This is a genomic window from Nesterenkonia aethiopica, from assembly GCF_039534665.1.
GTDB lineage: Bacteria > Actinomycetota > Actinomycetes > Actinomycetales > Micrococcaceae > Nesterenkonia > Nesterenkonia aethiopica.
The window spans coordinates 37,591-57,579 of record NZ_BAAAVT010000001.1 but is presented as its reverse complement, the minus strand read 5'-3'; the positions used below and the strand labels follow the sequence as shown (position 1 = coordinate 57,579).

Annotated in this window: 18 protein-coding genes and 2 pseudogenes; 4 read left to right on the top strand and 16 right to left on the bottom strand. The window is 69.5% G+C overall.

Annotated elements, in window-relative coordinates; all coding sequences use genetic code 11:
• Positions 1 to 50 precede the first annotated feature (50 nt).
• The 11 genes and pseudogenes from ABD658_RS00300 to ABD658_RS00250 all read right to left on the bottom strand — a co-directional run bounded on the left by ABD658_RS00300 (position 51) and on the right by ABD658_RS00250 (position 11,025).
• Entirely contained in the window at positions 51 to 1,121 is a 1,071-nt protein-coding gene (locus ABD658_RS00300; protein ID WP_344682209.1) for a LacI family DNA-binding transcriptional regulator, read from the bottom strand.
• A 66-nt stretch (positions 1,122 to 1,187) separates the two neighbouring features.
• On the bottom strand, positions 1,188 to 2,162 hold the full coding sequence (locus ABD658_RS00295; protein WP_344682211.1) for a GNAT family N-acetyltransferase: 975 nt from the start codon (positions 2,160 to 2,162) through the stop codon (positions 1,188 to 1,190).
• Positions 2,116 to 3,285 (bottom strand): flavodoxin-dependent (E)-4-hydroxy-3-methylbut-2-enyl-diphosphate synthase, encoded by a 1,170-nt coding sequence (ispG, locus tag ABD658_RS00290; protein ID WP_070160073.1) that lies wholly within the window; start codon positions 3,283 to 3,285, stop codon positions 2,116 to 2,118. Before ispG ends, ABD658_RS00295 begins: the two co-directional genes overlap by 47 nt.
• Before the next feature lie 175 nt (positions 3,286 to 3,460).
• Entirely contained in the window at positions 3,461 to 4,480 is a 1,020-nt protein-coding gene (locus tag ABD658_RS00285; protein WP_070160071.1) for a sugar phosphate isomerase/epimerase family protein, read from the bottom strand.
• Between the two features lie 65 nt (positions 4,481 to 4,545).
• Entirely contained in the window at positions 4,546 to 5,316 is a 771-nt protein-coding gene (locus ABD658_RS00280) for a Gfo/Idh/MocA family protein (protein WP_344743646.1), read from the bottom strand.
• A pseudogene (locus ABD658_RS00275) lies at positions 5,314 to 5,664 on the bottom strand (Gfo/Idh/MocA family protein); the annotation flags it as partial. The gene ABD658_RS00280 and the pseudogene ABD658_RS00275, both read right to left, overlap by 3 nt.
• Positions 5,665 to 5,738: 74 nt before the next feature.
• Positions 5,739 to 6,578 (bottom strand): carbohydrate ABC transporter permease, encoded by an 840-nt coding sequence (locus tag ABD658_RS00270; protein ID WP_344682214.1) that lies wholly within the window; start codon positions 6,576 to 6,578, stop codon positions 5,739 to 5,741.
• Positions 6,571 to 7,638: a carbohydrate ABC transporter permease gene (locus tag ABD658_RS00265; RefSeq protein ID WP_344682216.1), complete on the bottom strand. Its 1,068-nt coding sequence runs from the start codon at positions 7,636 to 7,638 to the stop codon at positions 6,571 to 6,573. The genes ABD658_RS00270 and ABD658_RS00265 overlap by 8 nt, the downstream gene beginning before the upstream one ends.
• 12 nt (positions 7,639 to 7,650) lie before the next feature.
• Positions 7,651 to 8,958: an ABC transporter substrate-binding protein gene (locus tag ABD658_RS00260; protein ID WP_344682218.1), complete on the bottom strand. Its 1,308-nt coding sequence runs from the start codon at positions 8,956 to 8,958 to the stop codon at positions 7,651 to 7,653.
• A 124-nt stretch (positions 8,959 to 9,082) separates the two neighbouring features.
• A complete protein-coding gene (locus ABD658_RS00255) occupies positions 9,083 to 10,234 on the bottom strand; it encodes a Gfo/Idh/MocA family protein (protein ID WP_344682220.1) in 1,152 nt (383 codons plus the stop codon).
• 50 nt (positions 10,235 to 10,284) lie between these two features.
• Positions 10,285 to 11,025, bottom strand: a complete 741-nt coding sequence (locus ABD658_RS00250) for a sugar phosphate isomerase/epimerase family protein (protein WP_344682222.1) — start codon at positions 11,023 to 11,025, stop codon at positions 10,285 to 10,287.
• A gap of 206 nt (positions 11,026 to 11,231) precedes the next feature.
• Between ABD658_RS00250 and ABD658_RS00245 the strand changes: the two genes are divergently transcribed.
• Positions 11,232 to 12,431 (top strand): ROK family transcriptional regulator, encoded by a 1,200-nt coding sequence (locus ABD658_RS00245; RefSeq protein ID WP_311023693.1) that lies wholly within the window; start codon positions 11,232 to 11,234, stop codon positions 12,429 to 12,431.
• Positions 12,432 to 12,486: 55 nt separating this feature from the next.
• Here ABD658_RS00245 and ABD658_RS00240 read toward each other — a convergent pair whose 3' ends face one another.
• Together ABD658_RS00240 and dxr are read right to left on the bottom strand one after the other, a co-directional pair.
• Entirely contained in the window at positions 12,487 to 14,031 is a 1,545-nt protein-coding gene (locus tag ABD658_RS00240; RefSeq protein WP_344682229.1) for a M50 family metallopeptidase, read from the bottom strand.
• Positions 14,028 to 15,389 carry a 1-deoxy-D-xylulose-5-phosphate reductoisomerase gene (dxr, locus tag ABD658_RS00235; protein ID WP_344682232.1) on the bottom strand — a complete coding sequence of 454 codons (1,362 nt, stop codon included), beginning with the start codon at positions 15,387 to 15,389 and terminating at the stop codon, positions 14,028 to 14,030. Before dxr ends, ABD658_RS00240 begins: the two co-directional genes overlap by 4 nt.
• A gap of 172 nt (positions 15,390 to 15,561) precedes the next feature.
• On the opposite strand from dxr, the gene ABD658_RS00230 reads away from it, so the two are divergent.
• On the top strand, positions 15,562 to 16,032 hold the full coding sequence (locus tag ABD658_RS00230; RefSeq protein ID WP_070160057.1) for a GNAT family N-acetyltransferase: 471 nt from the start codon (positions 15,562 to 15,564) through the stop codon (positions 16,030 to 16,032).
• 46 nt (positions 16,033 to 16,078) lie between these two features.
• On the opposite strand, the gene ABD658_RS00225 is transcribed toward ABD658_RS00230, so the two are convergent.
• Positions 16,079 to 16,696, bottom strand: a complete 618-nt coding sequence (locus ABD658_RS00225; RefSeq protein WP_344682234.1) for an MFS transporter — start codon at positions 16,694 to 16,696, stop codon at positions 16,079 to 16,081.
• 40 nt (positions 16,697 to 16,736) lie between these two features.
• Positions 16,737 to 17,354: pseudogene (locus ABD658_RS15330) on the bottom strand (MFS transporter); the annotation flags it as partial.
• 218 nt (positions 17,355 to 17,572) lie between these two features.
• Between ABD658_RS15330 and ABD658_RS00220 the strand changes: the two are divergent.
• On the top strand, positions 17,573 to 18,613 hold the full coding sequence (locus tag ABD658_RS00220; protein ID WP_344682236.1) for a Gfo/Idh/MocA family protein: 1,041 nt from the start codon (positions 17,573 to 17,575) through the stop codon (positions 18,611 to 18,613).
• Positions 18,614 to 18,715: 102 nt separating this feature from the next.
• On the top strand, positions 18,716 to 19,363 hold the full coding sequence (locus ABD658_RS00215) for a hypothetical protein (RefSeq protein ID WP_344682238.1): 648 nt from the start codon (positions 18,716 to 18,718) through the stop codon (positions 19,361 to 19,363).
• A gap of 4 nt (positions 19,364 to 19,367) precedes the next feature.
• On the opposite strand, the gene ABD658_RS00210 is transcribed toward ABD658_RS00215, so the two are convergent.
• Positions 19,368 to 19,916, bottom strand: coding sequence for a winged helix-turn-helix transcriptional regulator (locus tag ABD658_RS00210; protein WP_344682240.1), 549 nt, complete (start codon positions 19,914 to 19,916; stop codon positions 19,368 to 19,370).
• Positions 19,917 to 19,989: the final 73 nt, after the last annotated feature.

Genomic DNA, 19,989 nt, shown 5'->3' with positions numbered 1-19,989 from the left:
CTGTGGCGCACATCACGATGGGCACCATGCTACTGGAGACCTGACGCCCGTCAAGGCGAGCCCGTCGGGACATACCCCGCGGGGGTGCCCTGGGTGGATTCGCGGAGCACCAGCCGGTGCGGGATCACCACCGCCTGAGAGGGGCCATCGTCGCGCCGCCCCGCCCGTTCCTCGAACCGCGCTGAGAGCAGGTCCAGGGCGGCACTGACGTAGTCGGTCCGGGTGAAGGCCACGGTGGTCAGCGGCGGCAGGGTGAACGCCGCATGCTCCACGTCGTCGAAGCCGGTGACCAGCACGTCCTCGGGCACACGGAGCCCCGCCCGGTGCAAGGCGTGCAGCGCACCGAAGGCCAACGTGTCGGTGAAGGCGACGACGGCGTCGAAGGGCACCTGCCGGGCCAGCAGCTCCTCCACAGCTGCCGCGGCCCCGCCGATGGTCCACTGCTCCACGTCCACCTGCAGCTGGGGGTCCGCCTCCAGGCCGGCATCGCGCAGAGCGTCCAGGTATCCCAGCAGGCGCAGACCGGCGGTGGCCTTGCCGTCCTGTCCGCGCACCGCGCCGCCCAGCGCAGCGATGCGACGCGCCCCGCGGGAGAGCACATGCTCGGTGATCTCCCGGGAGGCAACGCGGCTGTCCACGTACACCCGATCAGCGCGATGCTGCTCCACCTCGCCGATGAGCACCACGGGCGGCAGATGGTCCACCCGTTCGATCACCGAATCCTCCAGACGGACCGGGTTGAGGATGAGCCCGTCGATCAGGTGGGTGCGCGCCCGGGAGACCAGGTCATGCTCCCGCTCGGGCTCTGCCGCGGTCTCCTCGAACTGCACGGCCAGACCCCGCTCATGGGCCTGCTCCACGATCGTGTGGGCGAGGTCGGCGGAGAAGGCCGTGGCGAGATCCGGAAGCGCCACCCCGATGATGCCGGTGCGCCCGTTGCGCAGCCCGCGGGCGCTCAGGTTCGGGACGAAGTCCAGCTCATCCATGGCCGCCTGCACCCGCTCCCGGGTCCCCTCCCGGACGGCCACCGCGCCGGTGAGCACGTTGGAGACGGTTTTCGGGGAGACTCCGGCGAGCTGGGCGACGTCCTTCATGGTGGCGCGCGTTCGAGGGTGAGGCATGGCTCCAGCCTACGCATCACCACCCGGGCGCGGATCGACTCGGGCCGTGTCGAGGAGACCGGCCTGTCAGAACAGGACCGTGGCGAAGGTGCCCACCTGGCGGAACCCGACGCGCAGATACGCTCGAAGCGCCGCGGTGTTGTAGCTGTTGACGTACAGGCTCACCGTCGGCGCCAGGGTGAGGGCATGGGAGACGACGGCGGCCATGCCGGTGGCCGCCAGGCCGCGCCCCCGGTGGTCCGGCCGCACCCAGACCCCCTGGATCTGCACGACGTCGTCGGTGACCGCCCCGTACTCGGCCTTGAAGATGACCTCTCCGGTGGCAGGATCCGTGAACACCTGCGAATGTCCGGCCAGGATCAGGGCGCGGATCCGCTCGCGGTACTGGGCCGAGCCTTGAGCATAGGGAGAGAAGCCCAGTTCCTCGGTGAACATGGCCGCACAGGCGGGCTCCACCTGGGGATAGTCCTCCACGGTGGCGGTCCGCACCCCGGTCAGGGGCTCCACCGTTGAGGCCTGGGTGATCGTCAGCAGCGGCTGATCGGCACGGACGTCGCGAGGACTGAGCCACCCGACGGCGTCATAGAGCTCCAGCACGGCCTCGGCGGGGCCATAGATGGATGAGACCCGGCGCCGCATGGCCCCCACCGCCAGGCCGAACAGCTCCGCCTGGGCGAGGTCGGCGCCGACCGGATTGATGTTGGACCCCACCCAGCAGGCGGCCGCGAGCTCCTTCCGGGTGACGGTGCCCCCGACGGCCGGACCCTCCTGTCCGGGCGGCCTCGTCGTCTCCGGAGGCGCGTCGATGCCCAGGAAGACCGCACCGTTGCGCCCCTTTCCCGGCCCGGCGCCGCCGCGGGCGGCGAGCGTGGTGATCACCGAGACGTTGGAGACGGGATCCGCCGCCATGAGTCGGCGCAACGCCGGGGTGTCCCCGGCGTCGAGCACACGGACGACCCCGCCGGTGGCCCGGTGGATCCGGCCGGCGAGGGTGTTAGCTGACGGAGACCACAGGGGCACCCGTTGCCTGAGCATCTCCATCGGTGTCCAGATCCATCTCTTCAGCGAGGCGGTTGGCCTCTGCGATCAGCGTCTCGACGATCTGGTCCTCCGGCACGGTCTTGATGACCTCACCCTTGACGAAGATCTGTCCCTTGCCGTTGCCGGAGGCCACACCGAGGTCGGCGTCGCGCGCCTCCCCCGGCCCGTTGACCACGCAGCCCATGACGGCCACGCGCAGCGGGACCTCCATGCCCTCCAACCCTGCGGTGACCTCGTCCGCCAACGTGTAGACGTCCACCTGCGCGCGTCCGCAGGACGGGCAGGAGACGATCTCCAGCTTCCGGGGCCTCAGGTTCAGCGACTCCAGGATCTGGCTGCCCACCTTGACCTCCTCGGCCGGCGGAGCGGACAGCGAGACACGGATGGTGTCACCGATGCCCTTGGCCAGCAGGGCACCGAAGGCCGTCGCCGACTTGATGGTGCCCTGGAAGGCCGGCCCGGCCTCCGTCACACCCAGATGCAGCGGCCAGTCGCCACGCTCGGCGAGCATCTCGTAGGCCTGGACCATGATCACCGGGTCGTGGTGCTTCACGGAGATCTTGAAGTCGTGGAAGTCATGCTCCTCGAACAGCGAGGCCTCCCAGACCGCCGACTCCACCAGCGCTTCAGGGGTGGCCTTTCCGTACTTGTCCATGAGCCGCTTGTCCAGGGACCCGGCGTTGACGCCGATGCGCAACGAGGTGCCGTGGTCCTTGGCCGCCTTGGCGATCTCGCCGACCTTGTCGTCGAACTTCCGGATGTTGCCGGGGTTCACGCGGACCGCACCGCAGCCGGCCTCGATCGCGGCGAACACGTACTTGGGCTGGAAATGGATGTCCGCGATCACCGGGATCTGCGACTTCATCGCGATGATCGGCAGCGCCTCGGCGTCCTTGTCCGTGGGGCAGGCCACACGCACGATGTCGCAGCCCGAGGCGGTCAGCTCGGCGATCTGCTGCAGGGTGGCGTTGATGTCGTGCGTCTTGGTGGTGGTCATCGACTGCACGGAGATCTGATGATCACTGCCGACGCCGACACTGCCGACCTGGAAATTCCGCGTCTTCCGGCGCGGAGCCAGGACGGGCGGAGGGGCGGACGGCATGCCGAGGTTGATGGCGGTCACGGACTCTCCTGGGTGTTGACTGGGCGAGCGGGGAGGTTCTCCCGGCTGCTCCCATGGTACGCCGCCGAGCTGACGAGCTCCCATTCCTAGCCGCAGGGGTGGCCAGGCTCACCGTGTTCGGGTCGAGCCCGACCGCCCCTGCACGCTGACCGGCACGGCTGCCCTGCCCGTTGGCCTACTGGTTCGAGAAGGCGGCGTCGAAAGAGGCCTCAGGACGCTTCCACAACAGCGAGCGGATCCGCCCCACCGCCTCGGCGGCACCGTGGAGGCGGTCCATGCCGGCGTCCTCCCACTCGATGGAGATCGGTCCGGAGTAGCCGATGTGCTCCAGCGCGCGGAAGGCGTCCTCCCAGGGGACGTCCCCGTGGCCGGTGGAGACGAAGTCCCAGCGGCGGCGCGGGTCACCCCACGGCAGATGGGAGCCCAGGATGCCGTTGCGGCCGTTGGGCGGACGCAGGCGGGTGTCCTTGCAGTCGACGTGGTAGATGCGGTCAGCGAAGTCGGTGATGAACCCGACGGCGTCGATCCCCTGCCAGAACATGTGGGAGGGGTCCCAGTTCAGGCCGAACGCCTCCCGGTGGCCGATCGCCTCCAGCGCTCGGACGGTGGTCCAGTGGTCATAGGCGATCTCGGAGGGGTGCACCTCCAGAGCAAACTTCACCCCCTGCTCATCGAAGACGTCCATGATCGGGTTCCAGCGGTCGGCGAAGTCCTGGTAGCCGGCGTCGATCACCTCGGCCGGCACGGGTGGGAACATCGCCACGTACTGCCAGATCTTCGAGCCGGTGAACCCGACGACGACGTCCGCACCGAGCTTGCGGGCCACCCGCGCCGAACGCTTCATGTCCTCCGCGGCGCGCTGACGCACGCCTTCAGGGTCGCCGTCGCCCCAGACATAGTCACGCAGGATCGCCTGGTGACGGAAGTCGATGGGGTCGTCGCAGACGGCCTGGCCGCCCAGATGGTGGGAGATCGCCCAAACCTTGAGCCCGTGACGCTCCAGGACCTCCAGGCGCGAGGCCACGTAGTCGTCGTCCTCGTCGGCGCGTTTCAGGTCCAAGTGGTCTCCGCTGGCGGCGATCTCCAGGCCGTCATAGCCCCATTCGGCGGCGCGGGCCGCCAGCTCCTCGAACGGCATGTCGGCCCACTGTCCGGTGAACAGGGTGACGGGATGGGAGGCGTGTTCTGTGGTCATGTCTCTCCTTCTCAGATCCAGGGATCGGGGATTCGATGCGGTCGCTCCGGCGGAGGTCGCTGCGTTCACGGGACAGGGACCGTCACTCCTGCCGGCTCCCCGACCGGCGCGACGTCCACCCAGGCGCCCGACTCCGCGGAAGCCAGCACGGCGTCGATGATGCAGTTGGCCCGGACGCCGTCGGCGAAGGTCGGCAGCCCCGGGGGATGCTCCCCGCCGATGCGGGCGTAGGTGTCCCTCGCGAAGGCCGTGAACGCGTCCAGGTAGCCCATCGGGTGGCCCGAGGGCACCACGGAGAGCCGCGAGGCGTCCTGACCCATCGTCGCCGGGTCGCGGGAGATCGTCACCGAGCCGTCGGTGCGGCCCAGCCACAGCTCGTCGGGGTGCTCCTGGTCGAAGAACACGCTGCCGTCTGCGCCCGCGAGCTCCAGGGTGAGCTGATTCTTCCGCCCGGCGTTGACCTGGGAGACCATCAGGCTTCCCAGGGCCCCTCCTGAGAGCTCCACGGTCAGGGCGGCGGCGTCCTCCGTGACCACCTCGACGCCGCCCCGGCGGGGGTGAGCGATGGTCGTGGCCGCGCTGAGCCGCACGATCCGCTCCCCGGAGACGAACTCCAGCAGGTCCACCAGATGGGACCCGATGTCCCCGAAGGCCCGCGAGCGCCCCGACACCTGCGGGTCCACCCGCCAGTTCGACTCGCCGGCGTCCAGCAGCCAGTCCTGCAGGTAGGCCCCACGGACGGTCAGCAGCCGCCCGATCCGACCCGACGCCGTCTCCTCCCGAGCCTGCCGGACCATCGGGTGGAACCGGTAGACGAACGGCACCGAGGCGACCACACCGGCTTCTTCGGCGAGCGCGGTCAATGCGGCGGCCTCCTCGGCGTCGACGGCCAGCGGCTTCTCGCAGACCACGTGCCGTCCCGCTTGGAGGGCGGCCCGGACATGCTCGCCATGGCGGGCGTTCGGCGAGCACACGTGGACGACGTCGCTGCGGGAGATCAGCTCCTCCACGCCGGCGGCGGGCTCCAGTCCGAGCGGAGCGGCCGCCGCCGCACTGCGCTCCGGGGACGAGGAGGCCAGTCCCACGACCTCGGCGCCGGCCGCACGGGCGGCGGCAGTGTGGGTACGGGCCATGAACCCGCCCCCGATGATGCCGACTTTCAGGTTCTGCATGGATGTCTCTTCCTTCTGTGGACCACGTCTGTGTCTGTCTGTCGTCCGGGCTGCTCAGCCCGGGATGCCGTCGTCGGGGGCGGACCTCACTTCACGGCCCCGGCCGAGAGTCCGGTGACCAGGTGCCGCTGGACCAGCATGAAACCGATGAGCACCGGCAGCGAGACCACCACCGAGGCGGCCATCAGCTGATTCCAGTAGACGTCCGTCTGCGACGCATAGGCGCGCAGCCCGATCGCCAGGGTACGGGTGTCCGCGTTGGTCATCACCGAGGCGAAGAGCACCTCACCCCAGGCGGTGATGAAGCAGTACACCGAGACGGCGATGATCCCGGGCCGTGCGACCGGAAGCACGACGCGGACCAGCGCACCCATCCTGCCGGTGCCGTCGATCATGGCGGCCTCCTCCAGGTCTTTGGGGATGGAGGCGAAGAACCCGCTGAGCATCCAGATCGCGAAGGGCAGTGAGAACGTCATATAGGTCAGGATCAGGCCCAGGTGGGTCCCGTTGAGCTGGATCCCCACGGTCCGCTGGATCTGGGTGAAGATCAGGAACAGCGGCAGCAGGAAGAGGATGCCCGGAAACATCTGGGTGGAGAGCACCATCATGGAGAAGGTGCGCGCTCCCTTGAACGGGAACCGGGACAACGCATAGGCCGCCAGGACCGCCAGCGTCACCGAGCAGATCGTCGCCGTGACCACCACGATCAGGCTGTTCATGAAGTAGTGGGCCAGCGGGACCGTGGACCAGATGTCCAGATAGGGCTGCAGCGTGAACGTGGAGGGCCACCAGCTGAACACCCCGCGCACGTCCTCGAGCGGCTTCACGCTGGTCACCAGGACCACGTAGAGCGGCAGGACGACGATGGCGGTGAGGAACGTCAGCCCCACGGCACGCAGGATCTTGAATCCCCGGGTCTCAATCATGGAGCGCCTTCCCCTTCGGCATGACCAGCTTGATGTAGAACGCCGAGGCGATCACCAGGGCGACCAGCAGCAGCACGCTCATCGCACCGCCGACGCCGAAGTTCCAGTAGTTGAACGACTGTTCGTAGATCAGCGGCGAGATCAGTGTCGCCTCCGGCGGTGAGGCCGGACCGAACAGCACATAGGGGATGTTGAACTGGTTGAAGATCCACAGCGAGAGGATCAGCAGCATCACCACGTTGGCCTGCCGGATCATCGGCAGGGTGATGGAGGTGAACTGCTTCCACAGGCTCGCGCCGTCCATCGCGGCGGCCTCGTAGACGTCGTCCGGGATGTTCTGCAGTGCGGCCAGCAGCATCAGGAACGCGAACGGCCAGAACTGCCAGACCGTGACGATCACCGTCACCCAGAAGGCATTGCCGCCGAGCAGCCAGAACGGGCCCGAATCCAGGATGCCGAGGTCCTGGACCAGGATCCTGTTGATGACGCCGTCGCGCTGGTTGAACATGAACGCCCAGGCGATGGCCCCGACGTACTGCGGCAGCGCATAGGGGGTCAGGAACAGGGTGCGCAGGAAGCCCCGCCCCTTGACCTTGGAGGTCAGCAGCACGGCGGCGAACATCCCCAGGGCCCAGGCCGCGCCGACGCTGATCACGGTGTAGACCACCGTGCGCAGCAGCGCGGCGTAGAACTGGCTGCCGATCGGACCCTCCGGGTCCAGACCGGTGACGAAGTTCTCCAGGCCGACGAACGGCGCCTGCAGCCAGTTGCCGATGGTGAACTGGTTCAGCCCCAGGAAGGCGATGTAGACGCCCAGCACCATCGGTATGATGTGGATCAGCATCTCCATGACGCTGGCCGGGGCGATCAGTCCGTACGGGAACAGCCGCGACCGGCGGCTGGCACCGGCGGTCTGCACCACCTGACTGGCGACGGCGGCCTGGGCACGACGCTGGTTCCTCTCACCGGGCGAGGGGCGCGTCGTCGACGCCTCCCGCCCTGCCCCGGCGACGCCCTGGTCAGGCTCCGGCGGGTCCTTCAACTTCGGTTCGACCGGCATGCTCAGCCTCCGTCACATCTGCGATTCGGCCGTGGTCAGAGCGTCGCGCACGTCGTCCTCGGTCACCTCGCGGCCCTGGGCGACGTCGGCGAGCAGGTCCCGCATCGCCGTGCCGACCACCGTCTCCATCTGGCTCTCGGACGGGTAGAGCGGCATCGGCTGGGCGTGGTCCTGCAGGATCTGCTGCTTGAGCTGGATCTCCTCGGACTGGAACGCCTCGTCCTCATAGAGGTCGTTGACCACCGGCAACCCGGTGAACTCCTGGTTCAAGTAGGTCTGCTCCTCGTCGCTGGTCATGTGGGCGACGAACGCGACGGCGGCATCGATGTTGTCGGAGTTCTCAAAGACACTCATGTTGATGCCAGCCACGTGAGACTGAGTGGCCTCCAGGCCGGTGGCGTCGGCGTCGAGCATCGGCATCGGGGCCGCCTGGTAGTCCTCGAAGCCGCGGTTGTCGAACACGTTGCCGGGCGCTTGGTCGAAGACCATCGCGGCCTGTCCGCTGGCGACCTGCTCCACGGACTCGGCGCCGTTGACCAGCTCCGCATCGGAGGGCGAGACCACGCCGTCTGCGCCCATCAGCTGGATCCACTCGTTGACCCCGGCGACCACGGCGTCGTTGGTGAAGTCCGGCTCGCCGTCGTCATCGTAGAGCTCACCGCCGTGCTGCAGCCCCCTGATGAAGGCGGCATGCGAGTTGTTGGAGATGCTGGCCCCGGCCATGGTGAAGCCCCACTGATCGATGCTGCCGTCGTCATTGGTGTCCTGAGTCAGCTCCTGGGCGACCTCGACGAACTCCTCCCAGGTCGCCGGAGGCGCGTCGATGCCGTTCTCCTCGAAGATCTCCGTGTTGTAGTACAGCGAGTAGCTCAGCGCGTACAGCGGCACGGAGGTGGGCGCCTGGCCCTCGGCGCCGCCGGTGGCCCAGCTGGACGGGATGAAGCGCTCCTCACCGCCGATCGCCTCCAGCGCCTCACCCTCCCACTCGAGGAACGCCCCGGTGGCCTGCAGCGAGGTGGCCCAGGTGTTGCCGATGTTGAGCACATCCGGGGCGTCGCCGGAGGACACGGCGGTCAGGATGCGGTTCTGCAGGTCGTTCCACGGAATGACCTCCAGCTCCACCTCCACGCCCGTCTCGTCGGTGAACCGGTCGATGGTCTCGGAGAGGACCTCTTCGTCCTGGGTCACCGACTCGCCCTGGTTGGAGGCCCAGTAGGTGATGCTGCCGGAGAGGTTCTCCGTGTCCACCTCCTCAGCGGGGCTGGAGCCGCAGGCGGCCAGGGAGCCGACGGCGAGCACGGCCAGCGGCAAGGTGGTCATGCGGCGGAGAGTCCGGCGACGGGGCGCGGAACGACCGGTGAGTGCCATGACAGGGTCCTTTCATCAAAGGTGAGAGTGGTGACGAGCGATGGTGAGGGCCCTTGCTTCAGGGGCCCGGGAGAGCTCAGAGGGACGGCTGGGTCGGATCCCAGTCCGCGTCGAGAGGGGCGGAGGACTCCACGGTGCTGGTGACCTCCACGAACTGACCGGACTCCACGGATTCGGCGATGGAGACCATCGCGTCCAGCACGTGGAAGGCCAGGTCGCCGGGGACGCGTTCCCGGCGACCGGCGCGGATGGACTGGGCCAGCTCCACCACCCCGGTGCCGCGGGTATGGAAGGAACCTTCGGCCGGGATCACCTGAGGCTCCTCACCGCCGGTGTGCAGCGTGGTCTCGCCGTCGAACATGTTGGGGTCGGGGAACACCGCGGTCCCTTCGCTGCCGGCGATCTCCACGAAGCCCGCCCGGGGCAGCTTCGAGTCGAAGCTGAAGACCGACTGGGCGCTGGCCCCGGACTCGAACTCGATCAGGGCGCTCACATGGGTGGGGACCTCCACCGGGAACTCCGTGCCGGCCTTCGGACCGGAACCGATGACCCGAGTGGCACGGGCCTGGGAGCCGGTGGCGGCGACCCGCCGGATCGGCCCGAATACCTGGACCAGAGTGGTGAGGTAGTACGGGCCGATGTCGAACAGCGGACCGGCCCCGCGGGCGAAGAGGAACTCCGGGCTGGGGTGCCAGGACTCGGGACCCGGCACCTGGAAGAGGGTCAGCGCGGTCAGCGGGGTGCCGATGGAGCCGTCGCGCACGCTCCGCAGCGCGGTCTGCAGACCCGCCCCCAGGAACGTGTCCGGCGCAACGGCGACCCGCACCCCGGCCTGCTCCGCGGCCTCTTTCAGCCGGCGTCCGGACTCCCGGTCCAGCGCATAGGGCTTCTCCCCCCAGACGTGCTTGCCCGCGGCCACAGCCTGAAGGGCCACCTCCACGTGCACCGCCGGGATGGTCAGATTCACCACGATCTCGATGTCGTCACGCGCCAACAGCTCCTCATAGCTGCCGGAGTGCGGCACGCCCCAGGCCTCAGCCTGCTCGGCGGCCCGCTGCGTGTCGATATCAGCGATGAACCGCACCTCCAGATCGGCGAAGGCGGTCAGGTTCTTCAGGTACTCGTTGCTGATCACGCCGGCGCCGACGACGCCGACGCCCACGCGGCCTCCTCCCGGGGAGCTCTGCTCGGCCGCCGGGGAGGCGGCAGTGGTCGTGCTGAAAGCCATGGGGGTCTCCTGGTGTCTTCTCATGGGGTGGTTCATCCTGCTCCGCTGGGTCAGGCGCCCTGCGGGGTGCCCGCCAGGTGGGCGTGGCTGGCGACGACGGCGTCGAAGATCTCCCCGGCGAAGTCGTCCAGCTCGACCACCGGCAGGGCCTGCGGGGCAGCAGCGAGGATCTCCGCGATGGGCATGCTGCCGGAGCCGACGGCCACCTGATCGGTGTTCTCCTTCGTCTTCGGTCCGTCCTTCACATGGATGGCCACGACGCGCTCTCCCAGACGGCGGAGCAGGTCCGGAGCGGACTCTCCGCCGACCTCGGCCCAGTAGGTGTCCACCTCGAGGTCGACGGCATCCCCTGCCGCCTCCGCGAAGACCTCGAGGGCGGGGACGCCGGCGATCCGGTTCTCCAGCTCGAAAGCGTGGTTGTGATACCCCACGCGCAGGCCCTGGTCGGCGGCGCGGGCCGAGGCCTCGCGCAGCTCGCGCGCCACCCCCTCGACACCGTCTCGGCTGCTCCAGCGGGCGGGGTCGATCATCGGATCGACGACGGTGCCGACGCCGAGCCGACGGGCGGCGGAGAAGACCGCATCCAGGTCTGCCCCCGCGAGCTTGACGTGGGCGGTGGGCGCCGAGAGCCCCAGCCGGGCCATGGGCTCGGCAAGCTGATCGGCGAAGTCCACGAGACCGAAGGGCTCCACCTGGGTGAACCCGATGCCGGCCAGACGCTCCAGAGTCTCCCCGGCGTCCGTGGTCAGGTGGTCTCGCACCGTGTAGAGCTGGATGGACAGAGAGTTCACGATGATGGTGCTCCTTCGGGAGGGTGGACGGATGATGCGGGCGGCGCTGGTCGAATGCTGATGAGAGCGATCTCTCCGAGCTGTGAGGCGGGTCACTCTGCGTTCTCTGCACACAGTAGACGCACTTCTGTCGATCGTCAACAGAACTGTGACTCGGATCTTCAGAGGCGCCGCAGTTTTCGATGGAAGTGTGCTTGACTGGTCCCATGCACGTGGCCAGAAGCATCAACGCCCTCGGCGGAACAGGAGCCTCCGACGTCTTCCAGCTCCTGCGTGACGGTGTGCCCAAGAGCCGCACCGAGCTGGCCGCGCTCACAGGGATGGCCCGCTCCACCGTCAACGACCGGCTCTCCGCCCTGACGGAGCTCGGGCTGATCGGCCCGGCCGCCGACGGCGTCTCCACCGGAGGTCGTCCCCCGCGGAGAGTCGCCCTGCTGCCGGACGCTCGTCTGGCGCTGGCCGTGGACCTCGGAGCCAGCCATGTGCGTCTGGCGGTGGTGAACCTGCTCAATGCCCAGCTGAGCGCCCATGAGGAATCTCTGGACATCGCCGCCGGCCCGGAACCGGTACTGGCCCGGGTCATGGAGCTCGCCGACGAGCTGCTCGCCGGGCTCGGACGGGACCGCCAGGACATCATGGCCGTCGGCATCGGCCTGCCCGGTCCGGTGCACTTCGACTCCGGGCGCCCCTCCCGCCCCCCGATCATGCCCGGCTGGGACGGCTTCGACGTGCCCGGCTGGTTCCACCAGCACGTCCGCGTCCCGGTGCTGGTGGACAACGACGTCAACATCATGGCGCTCGGCGAGCACAGTCGGCTCTCCCGCCCGGTGGAACACTTCCTGTTCGTCAAAGTCGCCACCGGGATCGGCGCCGGGATCATCTCCGGGGGCCGCCTGCAGCGCGGCGCCCAGGGCATCGCCGGCGACATCGGGCACGTGCGCGTCCGCTCCGGCGACGGCGTCTTCTGCCACTGCGGCAACGAAGGCTGCCTGGAAGCGGTCGCCTCCGGCTCACGACTGGCCGAGCAGCTGCGCCGCGCCGGCCACCGGGACATCTCCGGCGGCCGGGACGTCGTGCGGCTCGTGGACGCCGGCGACCTGGACGCCATCCGCGCGGTGCGTCAGGCGGGCCGCGACCTCGGCGAGGTGCTGGCCGCCAGCATCAGCTTCCTGAACCCGGAGGTCATCGCCGTCGGAGGTCGCATGGCGGGCGCCGGTGAGCACCTGCTGGCGGGGGTGCGCGAAGTCGTCTACCAGCGGGCCATGCCGCTGGCCACCCAGCGCCTGGACATCCACACCGCCGCCCAGACGCGCGACGCCGGCCTGCTCGGCGCCAGCCTGCTGGCGCTGCACCATGCGCTCTCCCCCGCGGGCATCGACGCGCTGGCCGACGCCTCCTCCGCCTGAGCCGTCGCCGCGCCTCCGCCGATCCGGGCCAGTCCCGTCCGGGTCAGCCGCTGGGTCAGCCGAAGAGGCGTATGGGGTTGACGATGTCGGCATAGATGAGCAGCAGGCCCATCACCAACAGCATCCCGGCCACCACATAGGTCAGCGGCAGCAGCCGCGAGATGTCGAACGGTCCAGGATCCGGACGCCCGAAGAGACGGGCCAGCCGACGGCGGAAGGCCTCATACAGAGCTCCGGCCACATGCCCGCCGTCCAGCGGCAGCAGCGGGATCAGATTGAACACCATCAGCGCCACGTTGACGCCGGCGATCAGCGAGATCAGGGAGGCGAAGCGGGACTCCAGCGGGATCTCGTCCTGCACAGAGAGCTCCCCGGCGATCCGGCCGACGCCGACCACGCTCAGCGGCCCGTCCGGGTCACGCTCGGCCTCGGTGAAGGTGGAGACGGCCACGTCATAGAGCCGCACCGGCAGGTTGGCCACCACTTCGAGCACAGCCTTGGACTGCGTCCACACCATCGGGCCGGCCTCCCAGGCGGGCTGGCGGACCAGCTCCTGCTCGGCCCCCATGCCGATGAAGCCCACCGGCTCGGTGACCAGCGCCCCGTCGCCGTCGCGTTCGACGCGCCCCAGCCCGTCCAGCACGGGACGCTCCGTGAGAATCGGGGTCAGGGCGGTGCTGTGCCGCTCGCCGTCGCGCACGTACTCCACGGGAGTCGAGGCACCGGCCGAGTCCCGGATCAGCCCGGTCAGCTCCTCCCAGTCCTCGACCTCCTGTCCTCCGTAGGCGACGATCTCGTCACCGGGCCGCAGGCCGGCCTCATAGGCGGGACCGGCGGGGTCGTCGTCGGTGCAGGCGGTCTGCCCGGCGTCGGCGGCCTCGGCCGAGACCACGCACTCGTAGACCTCGCGGACCTGGGTGTTCGGCTCAGCGGTGCCGTGGACGGTGATCATCCCGGCGGTGAGCACCAGCGCGATCAGCCCGTTCATCGCCGGTCCGCCGAGCATGATGATGATGCGCTTCCACACCGGCAGACGATGGAACATGCGGTCCTCGTCTCCGGGCTGCAGCTCCTCGGCGGCCACCTCTCGGGCCTCGGCCGACATCTGCTGGAACAGCCCGGTGGACTGGGAGCTCACCGTCCGCACCGGGGCGTCCCCGGCGTCGGGGGAGCCTGGCACCGTGCCCGCGTGATCCTGCGCGCCGGGGCTGTCCTGCGTGCCGGGGGGCTCAGGTGCCGCGTACTGGGCCCCGATCTCCCGCAGGTAGGGATCGGTGGGGCCGCGATCGTGAGCCTCCGAGCCCTGAGCCTCCGAGCCCTGAGCATCCGAGCCCTGAGCATCCGCGCCGGCGTCCTGCTCCGGCGGCGGATACATGCCGATCATCGCCACGTAACCGCCCAACGGCACCGCCTTGACGCCGTATTCCGTCTCACCCCGGCGCTTCGACCACAGGGTGGGCCCGAAACCGACCATGTACTGGGTGACGCGGACCTTGAACAGCTTGGCAGGCACCAGGTGCCCGATCTCATGCAGGGCGATCGACAGGATGATCCCCACGGCGACGACCAGGATGCCCAGCGTCATGAGCAGAACCGTCATGCCTGGCTCTCCCCCACCTCGACGGCGCGGGGCGCCCGGTACGTGGGCACCGTCACCGCAGCGGCGGCGATGAGCTCATCCGCGTGGGCCCGTGCCTCACGTTCCACCTCCAGCACCTCGTCCAAGGTCGGTGCCCCGGTGCTCGCCGTATGCGCCGCAAGCACCTTCTCCACTGTCGGCAGGATCTCCGTGAAGCCCAGCGCACCGTCGTGGAAGGCGTCCACCGCCTGTTCGTTGGCGGCGTTGTACACGGCCATGTGGGTGGCGGAGGCCGCACAGGCCTGCTTGGCCAGACTCACGGCGGGGAAGGCGTCGTCGTCGAGGGGCTCGAAGTCCCAGCGCATCGTCTGGGTCCAGTCGATGGCGGTGTCCACCTGAGGCAGCCGCTCCGGCCAGGAGAGTCCCAGAGCGATGGGCACATACATGCGCGGCGGCCCAGCCTGCGCCAGGGTGGAGCCGTCCTGGAACTCCACCAGCGAGTGGATGACCTGCTGCGGATGCACCACGGCGGTGACGTCCTCCAGAGGGACGTCGAAGAGCAGATGGGCCTCTACCACCTCGAGCGCCTTGTTGACCATGGTGGCCGAGTTGGTGGTGACCACCCGCCCCATCGCAAAGTTCGGGTGACGGAGCGCCTGAGCGGGGGTCACTTCGGCCAGCTGAGTGGGGCTGCACCCGCGGAACGGACCGCCCGAGGCGGTGACGATCAGCCGACGCACCTCGCTGCGACCGGTGACCACCGGGGCACAGAGGCCACGCTCGTGCCGTCCGGAGCTGAGCGCCTGCGCCAGGGCGGAGTGCTCGGAGTCCACCGGCACCACTTGGCCGGGACGCCGCTGGGCGGAGGCCACCAGCGCCCCACCGACCACCAGGGACTCCTTGTTCGCCAGGGCCAGCGTCGTCCCGGAGGCGAGCGCCGCCAGCGTGGGCCGCAGACCGATGGAGCCGGTCATGCCGTTGAGCACGACGTCGGCGCCCAGCTCCCCCGCGCACGCCACGGCGGCCTCTTCCCCGGTGAGGATCTCGACCTCGTGGGTCACACCTGTGTCCCGCAGCGCCTGGGTCAGGGGAGGCTGATCCGGATTCGCCGCCGTGCCGCCGTCGACGGCGATGCCTGCCGCCCGGGCCCCGGTGGCGCGCACCTGGTCGGCCAGCAGCCGAGTGTTGGTGCCCGCAGACAGCCCGACGACGTCGAAGCGCCCGGGGTTCGCGGCGATGACCTCGAGCGCCTGGGTGCCGATGGAGCCGGTGGAGCCCAGCAGGACCACACGGGACGCGCCGTCGTCGCCGGGTCGGATTCTCGGCACGGGATCCGGACGCTGCGGCCCGGCAGGATCGGAGGCGGGGTGGGAGGACATGGCCCTATTATCACGGTCCCGCCTGGATATCCGGGAATCGGGGGCCCGTCCCTGATGACGCCTGATGCCCCGGAGAGGAGACCTGATGCACGTCCGTGGAGCTTGTGCCGGTACCCTGGACGCACTGCACCTGTCCCCACCTTCGGCCGTGCTGCCGACGACGAGGAGCCACATGATGATCACGCTGCGGGAAGTACAGCCGAGCGACCTGGATCAGTTCTTCCTGTTCCAGCAGGACGCCGACGCCGCCCACATGGCCGGCTTCGCCTCCACGAACCCGACTGACCGCGGCGTCTTCGACCACCACTGGGGCGAGCTGCTGAACTCCCCGGACACGATCGTGCGCACCATCGACTTCGAGGGCCAGCCGATCGGCTCCATCGCCGCCTTCGAGGACGACGGATCCCGCGAGATCATGTTCTGGACGGACAAGCAGTTCTGGGGCCGCGGCATCACCACCGAGGCCGTCTCCAAGTTCCTCCATGACTTCCCGGAGCGCCCCGTGCGTGCCCGCGTAGTCGTGGACAACGTGGGAACCCTGAAGATCCTGCAGGCGCTGGGCTTCGTGGAAGTCGGCGAGGAGTCGAACTTCTCCAACGTGCGGGCCGCGGTCGTGCAGGAGAAGATCCTCCAGCTCAGCTGATCCCGGCGCACGCGGCCTCCTGACCACCGCGGTTCGCTGCTGAGGTTCACAGCGGAGCATGACGGGCGGTTCGGGCCCCGCGCAACGGTGAGAACACGATGATCAGCGCGGCCACCACGAACACCGCCACGGTGATCCAGAGGGTCTCCTGCAGGCCCAGCGCCCCTGCCGCTGCACCTCCCAGGACCGCACCGGCGGCCCCACAGCCCCGGTTGGCCGTCCGCATGGTGGAGTTCATCCGCCCCAGCATGCCCCGCGGCGTCACCGACTGCTGGAACCCGGCCTCGGCAGGATCCTCCACGCCCATGGCCAACCCATAGAGCGTCTTCGCCCCGGCCAGAGCCAGCACGGAGCCCGCTGAGGCGTCCGGGACCAGGATCACCGCCGTCCAGGCCAGGGGCATCAGCGTTCGCCCGAGCAGCACCGTGCTCCCCTCCCCCAGGCTGCGGGCGATCCACGGGGCCGTCAGCGCTCCGGCGAGTCCGCCCACTCCCGCGCAGGCCAGGACGACGCCGTAGAGGGCCGGAGAGATCCCCAGGTACCGCAGCGCGTAGAGCGCGAACACCGTCATCGCTGCACTGTTGGCCAGGAACCAGACGTGGGTGGACAGCGCCAGGGGCGCCAACGTCCGATGCCGGTACACGAAGGCCAGACCCTGACCCATGGAACGGGGTCAGGCCGCCGTCGAGACCGCTCCGGCCACGGTCGCGGGCCGGCGCTGGCCCCATCGCCACCGTGGCCAGCAGCCCCGCGGAGACGAGCCGGCCTCCCGCTGTGAGCAGCAGGGTCATCGGCGCGCCGACCCAGGCCACGAGCACACCGGCGGCGGCCGGCCCCGAGGTCTGGGCGACCGTGCGGGCCTGGCCCAGCCGGGCGTTGGCGAGCACCAGCTGCTCACGGCCCACCAGGTCCGGCACCGCAGACTGCTCGGCCGCCACGCTCATGACTCCGCAGGCGCCGATGAGGAACAGGACGGCCGCCGTCGTCGACAGCGTGAGGTGCCCCAGCCACCAGAGCATCGGAACGGTGAGCAGAGCGAGCCCTGCGGCAGCGTGAGAGACGACCAGCACCGGACGCCGCGGCCACCGGTCCACCAGGGCGCCGGCCAGCAGTCCCAGGAGCAGATACGGCAGGAACTGCACGGCGTGGATCAGCCCCACCTGCTGCTCGGTGGCCTCCAGCACCTGGACCACCAACACGTCCACGGCCACCACGCTGATGCTCAGCCCTGCCGCGGTGATGGCATCGGCAGAGAAGAACCGCAGGAACGGCCGACGTCGCAGGGGCTCGGCCGGGGCTGGACGCGTCTCCCGCTCCCCCATGCGCGATCCCCCTCGACTCACCGTGCGTGTTCCTCGACCTCTGCACTGACCTCTGCACTGACCTCTGCACTGACCTCTGCGCTTCTCCACCTGCATGCTGCACGCCTGCGGCAGGACCGCGGCAGGATCGCGGCAGGATCGCGGCGGCGTGATCATCGTGCCACACACCGGTGACGCGCATCACTGGCAAGCGCATTCCTCGGGTAGACTCGCCCATCATGACGTCATCACTGCGCTGGGGAATCATGGCCACCGGCGGGATCGCCCGCTCCTTCGCCGACGACCTGCATGCCGTGGAGATGGAGGTGGCGGCAGTCGCCTCCCGGAGCCGAGCCTCGGCTGACATCTTCGCCCGTCACCATGGTGTCCCCCGCGCCCACGGCTCCTACCAGGAGCTCGTCGAGGACCCAGGCGTGGACATCGTCTACGTGGCCACGCCCCACCCCTTCCACGTCGAGCACGCCCGTCTGGCGCTCGAGCACGGCAAGCACGCTCTGGTGGAGAAGCCCTTCGCCCTGAACCGGGCCGAGGCCGAGCAGCTGCGAGACCTGGCCCGCGAGCGCGGCCTGCTGGTCATGGAGGCCATGTGGACTCGACACCTGCCCCATATGGCCAGGATCCGTGAGCTGGTCAACGGGGGCGCGATCGGCGAGATCCGCGCCCTGTTCGCCGACCACACCCAGCGACTGCCCACCGAGCCGAGCCATCGGATCAATGACCTCGCCCTGGGCGGAGGGGCCCTGTTGGATCTGGGGGTCTATCCGATCTCCTTCGCCTGGGATCTGTTGGGCGCCCCCACCTCGGTGACGGCCCAGGCGCGCCTCGGAGAGACCGGCGCCGACACCGAGGTCGCCACGATCCTGCGGCACAGCGGCGGGGCACTCTCGACGTCGTTGTCCTCCTCCCGCGGCGTCGGTCCGAACACGGCGCACGTCGTGGGCTCGGAGGGCCGCATCGACGTCGATCGGGTCTGGTACACCGCGGCGAACTTCACCGTCTCCGCGCCGGACGGCACCGTGGTGGAGCGCTATGAGTCCGACGTGGTGGGCCGGGGGATGCATCTGCAGGCCCGTGCCGCCGAACGGTACGTCCAGCAGGCCACCCTCGACGGCGATGTCCTCACGGTGGACGACTCGGTGGGCATCATGGGCACCCTGGACGAGATCCGTGCCCAGATCGGCCTGCGCTACCCCTCCGAGTCCTGGCCTTCGGGATCTCCCCACCCGGACGAGGATCACCGATCTCAGCCCGCAGGATGATGACACCGCGCCGCGACCCCTGATGAACTGGCCCTCACGGGGCGGAACGGACGGTCGCTGACGAGAGTCGGCTCAGCGAGGCCCCACAGCACAGACGAGGGGATGATCACTGTGCCCTTTGACCGCTCGATGACCAGGCCCTCCCCGGCCTCGCACCCCGAGCCGCCCGCACGGCTGCGCATCTGCGAGAGCTCGCTGGAGACGGTCTCGCGCCCGGAGCACGCCGCCTACACCTTCACCCTGTCGGTCATCGCGATCATCACATTCCTGCCGCCGGCCGTCCTCGGCGTCGCGCAGCTGGCACCGGGGGCGGAGCCGATGAGCTCCTGGACCCTGCCGACGCTGCTGGTGAGCTGCGCTCTGCTGGGGGCCGGGCTGTGGTGGATGGTCAGCGCCTCCACCATCACGGTGCGCGCAACGGTGGAGGACGGCGTCGCAGTGCGCACGTGGCGCGTCGTGCGCACCGAGATCCCCTGGCAGGCCATCGAATCGGTGCGCCCCGGCCCGACGGGAGGAACCATGGAGGTCGGTCCACGCTGGTACGGCCCCGGGCGCATCGGCTACACGGGCGGGAGCACCTCGGTGGTCATCCGCATCCACCCGCTGTATCGCAAAGCGGCCCGCCAGGGAAGCATCGGAGGAGACACGGTGCGACGACTCGCCGCCGAATATGTGGTCTCAGTCCCGGAGCCCGAGGCCGTGGCCTCCAAGCTCACCGCCCTGCGCGCCCGGGCACTCGACGCCGCATGAGAGTTCAGGTCCGGGCAGCACCGCCGCCGGCCGACTCCGCGGCGGCCCGCCGGGCGGCGTGATACGCCTCATCCAGGCGCTCCAGCACCGAAGGCCCCTCCGGGCCGGGACCGGCCTGCTCCTGCCCGAGGTGGTGGCGGCGCAGCTCATCCATGAACTCCTCCCACAGCTGAGGGCCGCCCTCCTCGAGCAGCTGCGCCCGGACGCTGAGCTCCTCCGTGGCCGGTCGATGACGTCGCCCCCAGGCGCCGAGCTGCACCAGCACAGGAAGCAGCTGGATGCCGGCTTCGGTGAGGCTGTAGATGCGGCGCTGCCGATGAGACGGGTCGGGCTCGCGCGTGAGGACCCCCGCTGCCAGCAGCCGCTTGAGGCGATCGCCGAGGATGTTCGAGGCGATGCCCTCCTCGGACTCCTCCAACAGGCGGCGGTAGTGCCTGCGGTCTCCGAAGATGATGTCTCGGATGATGATCAGCGACCAGGTGTCCCCCAACGCCTCCAGCGTGAGGTTGATAGGGCAGCCGGAGCGGTGCTCATGGGCGGGATCAGCTGACATGGACGGCGCCCTCCTTCCTCAGGGACAGGACTGCTTGCATTCTACACCCGGTTATGCTGGGATGTGACTCACC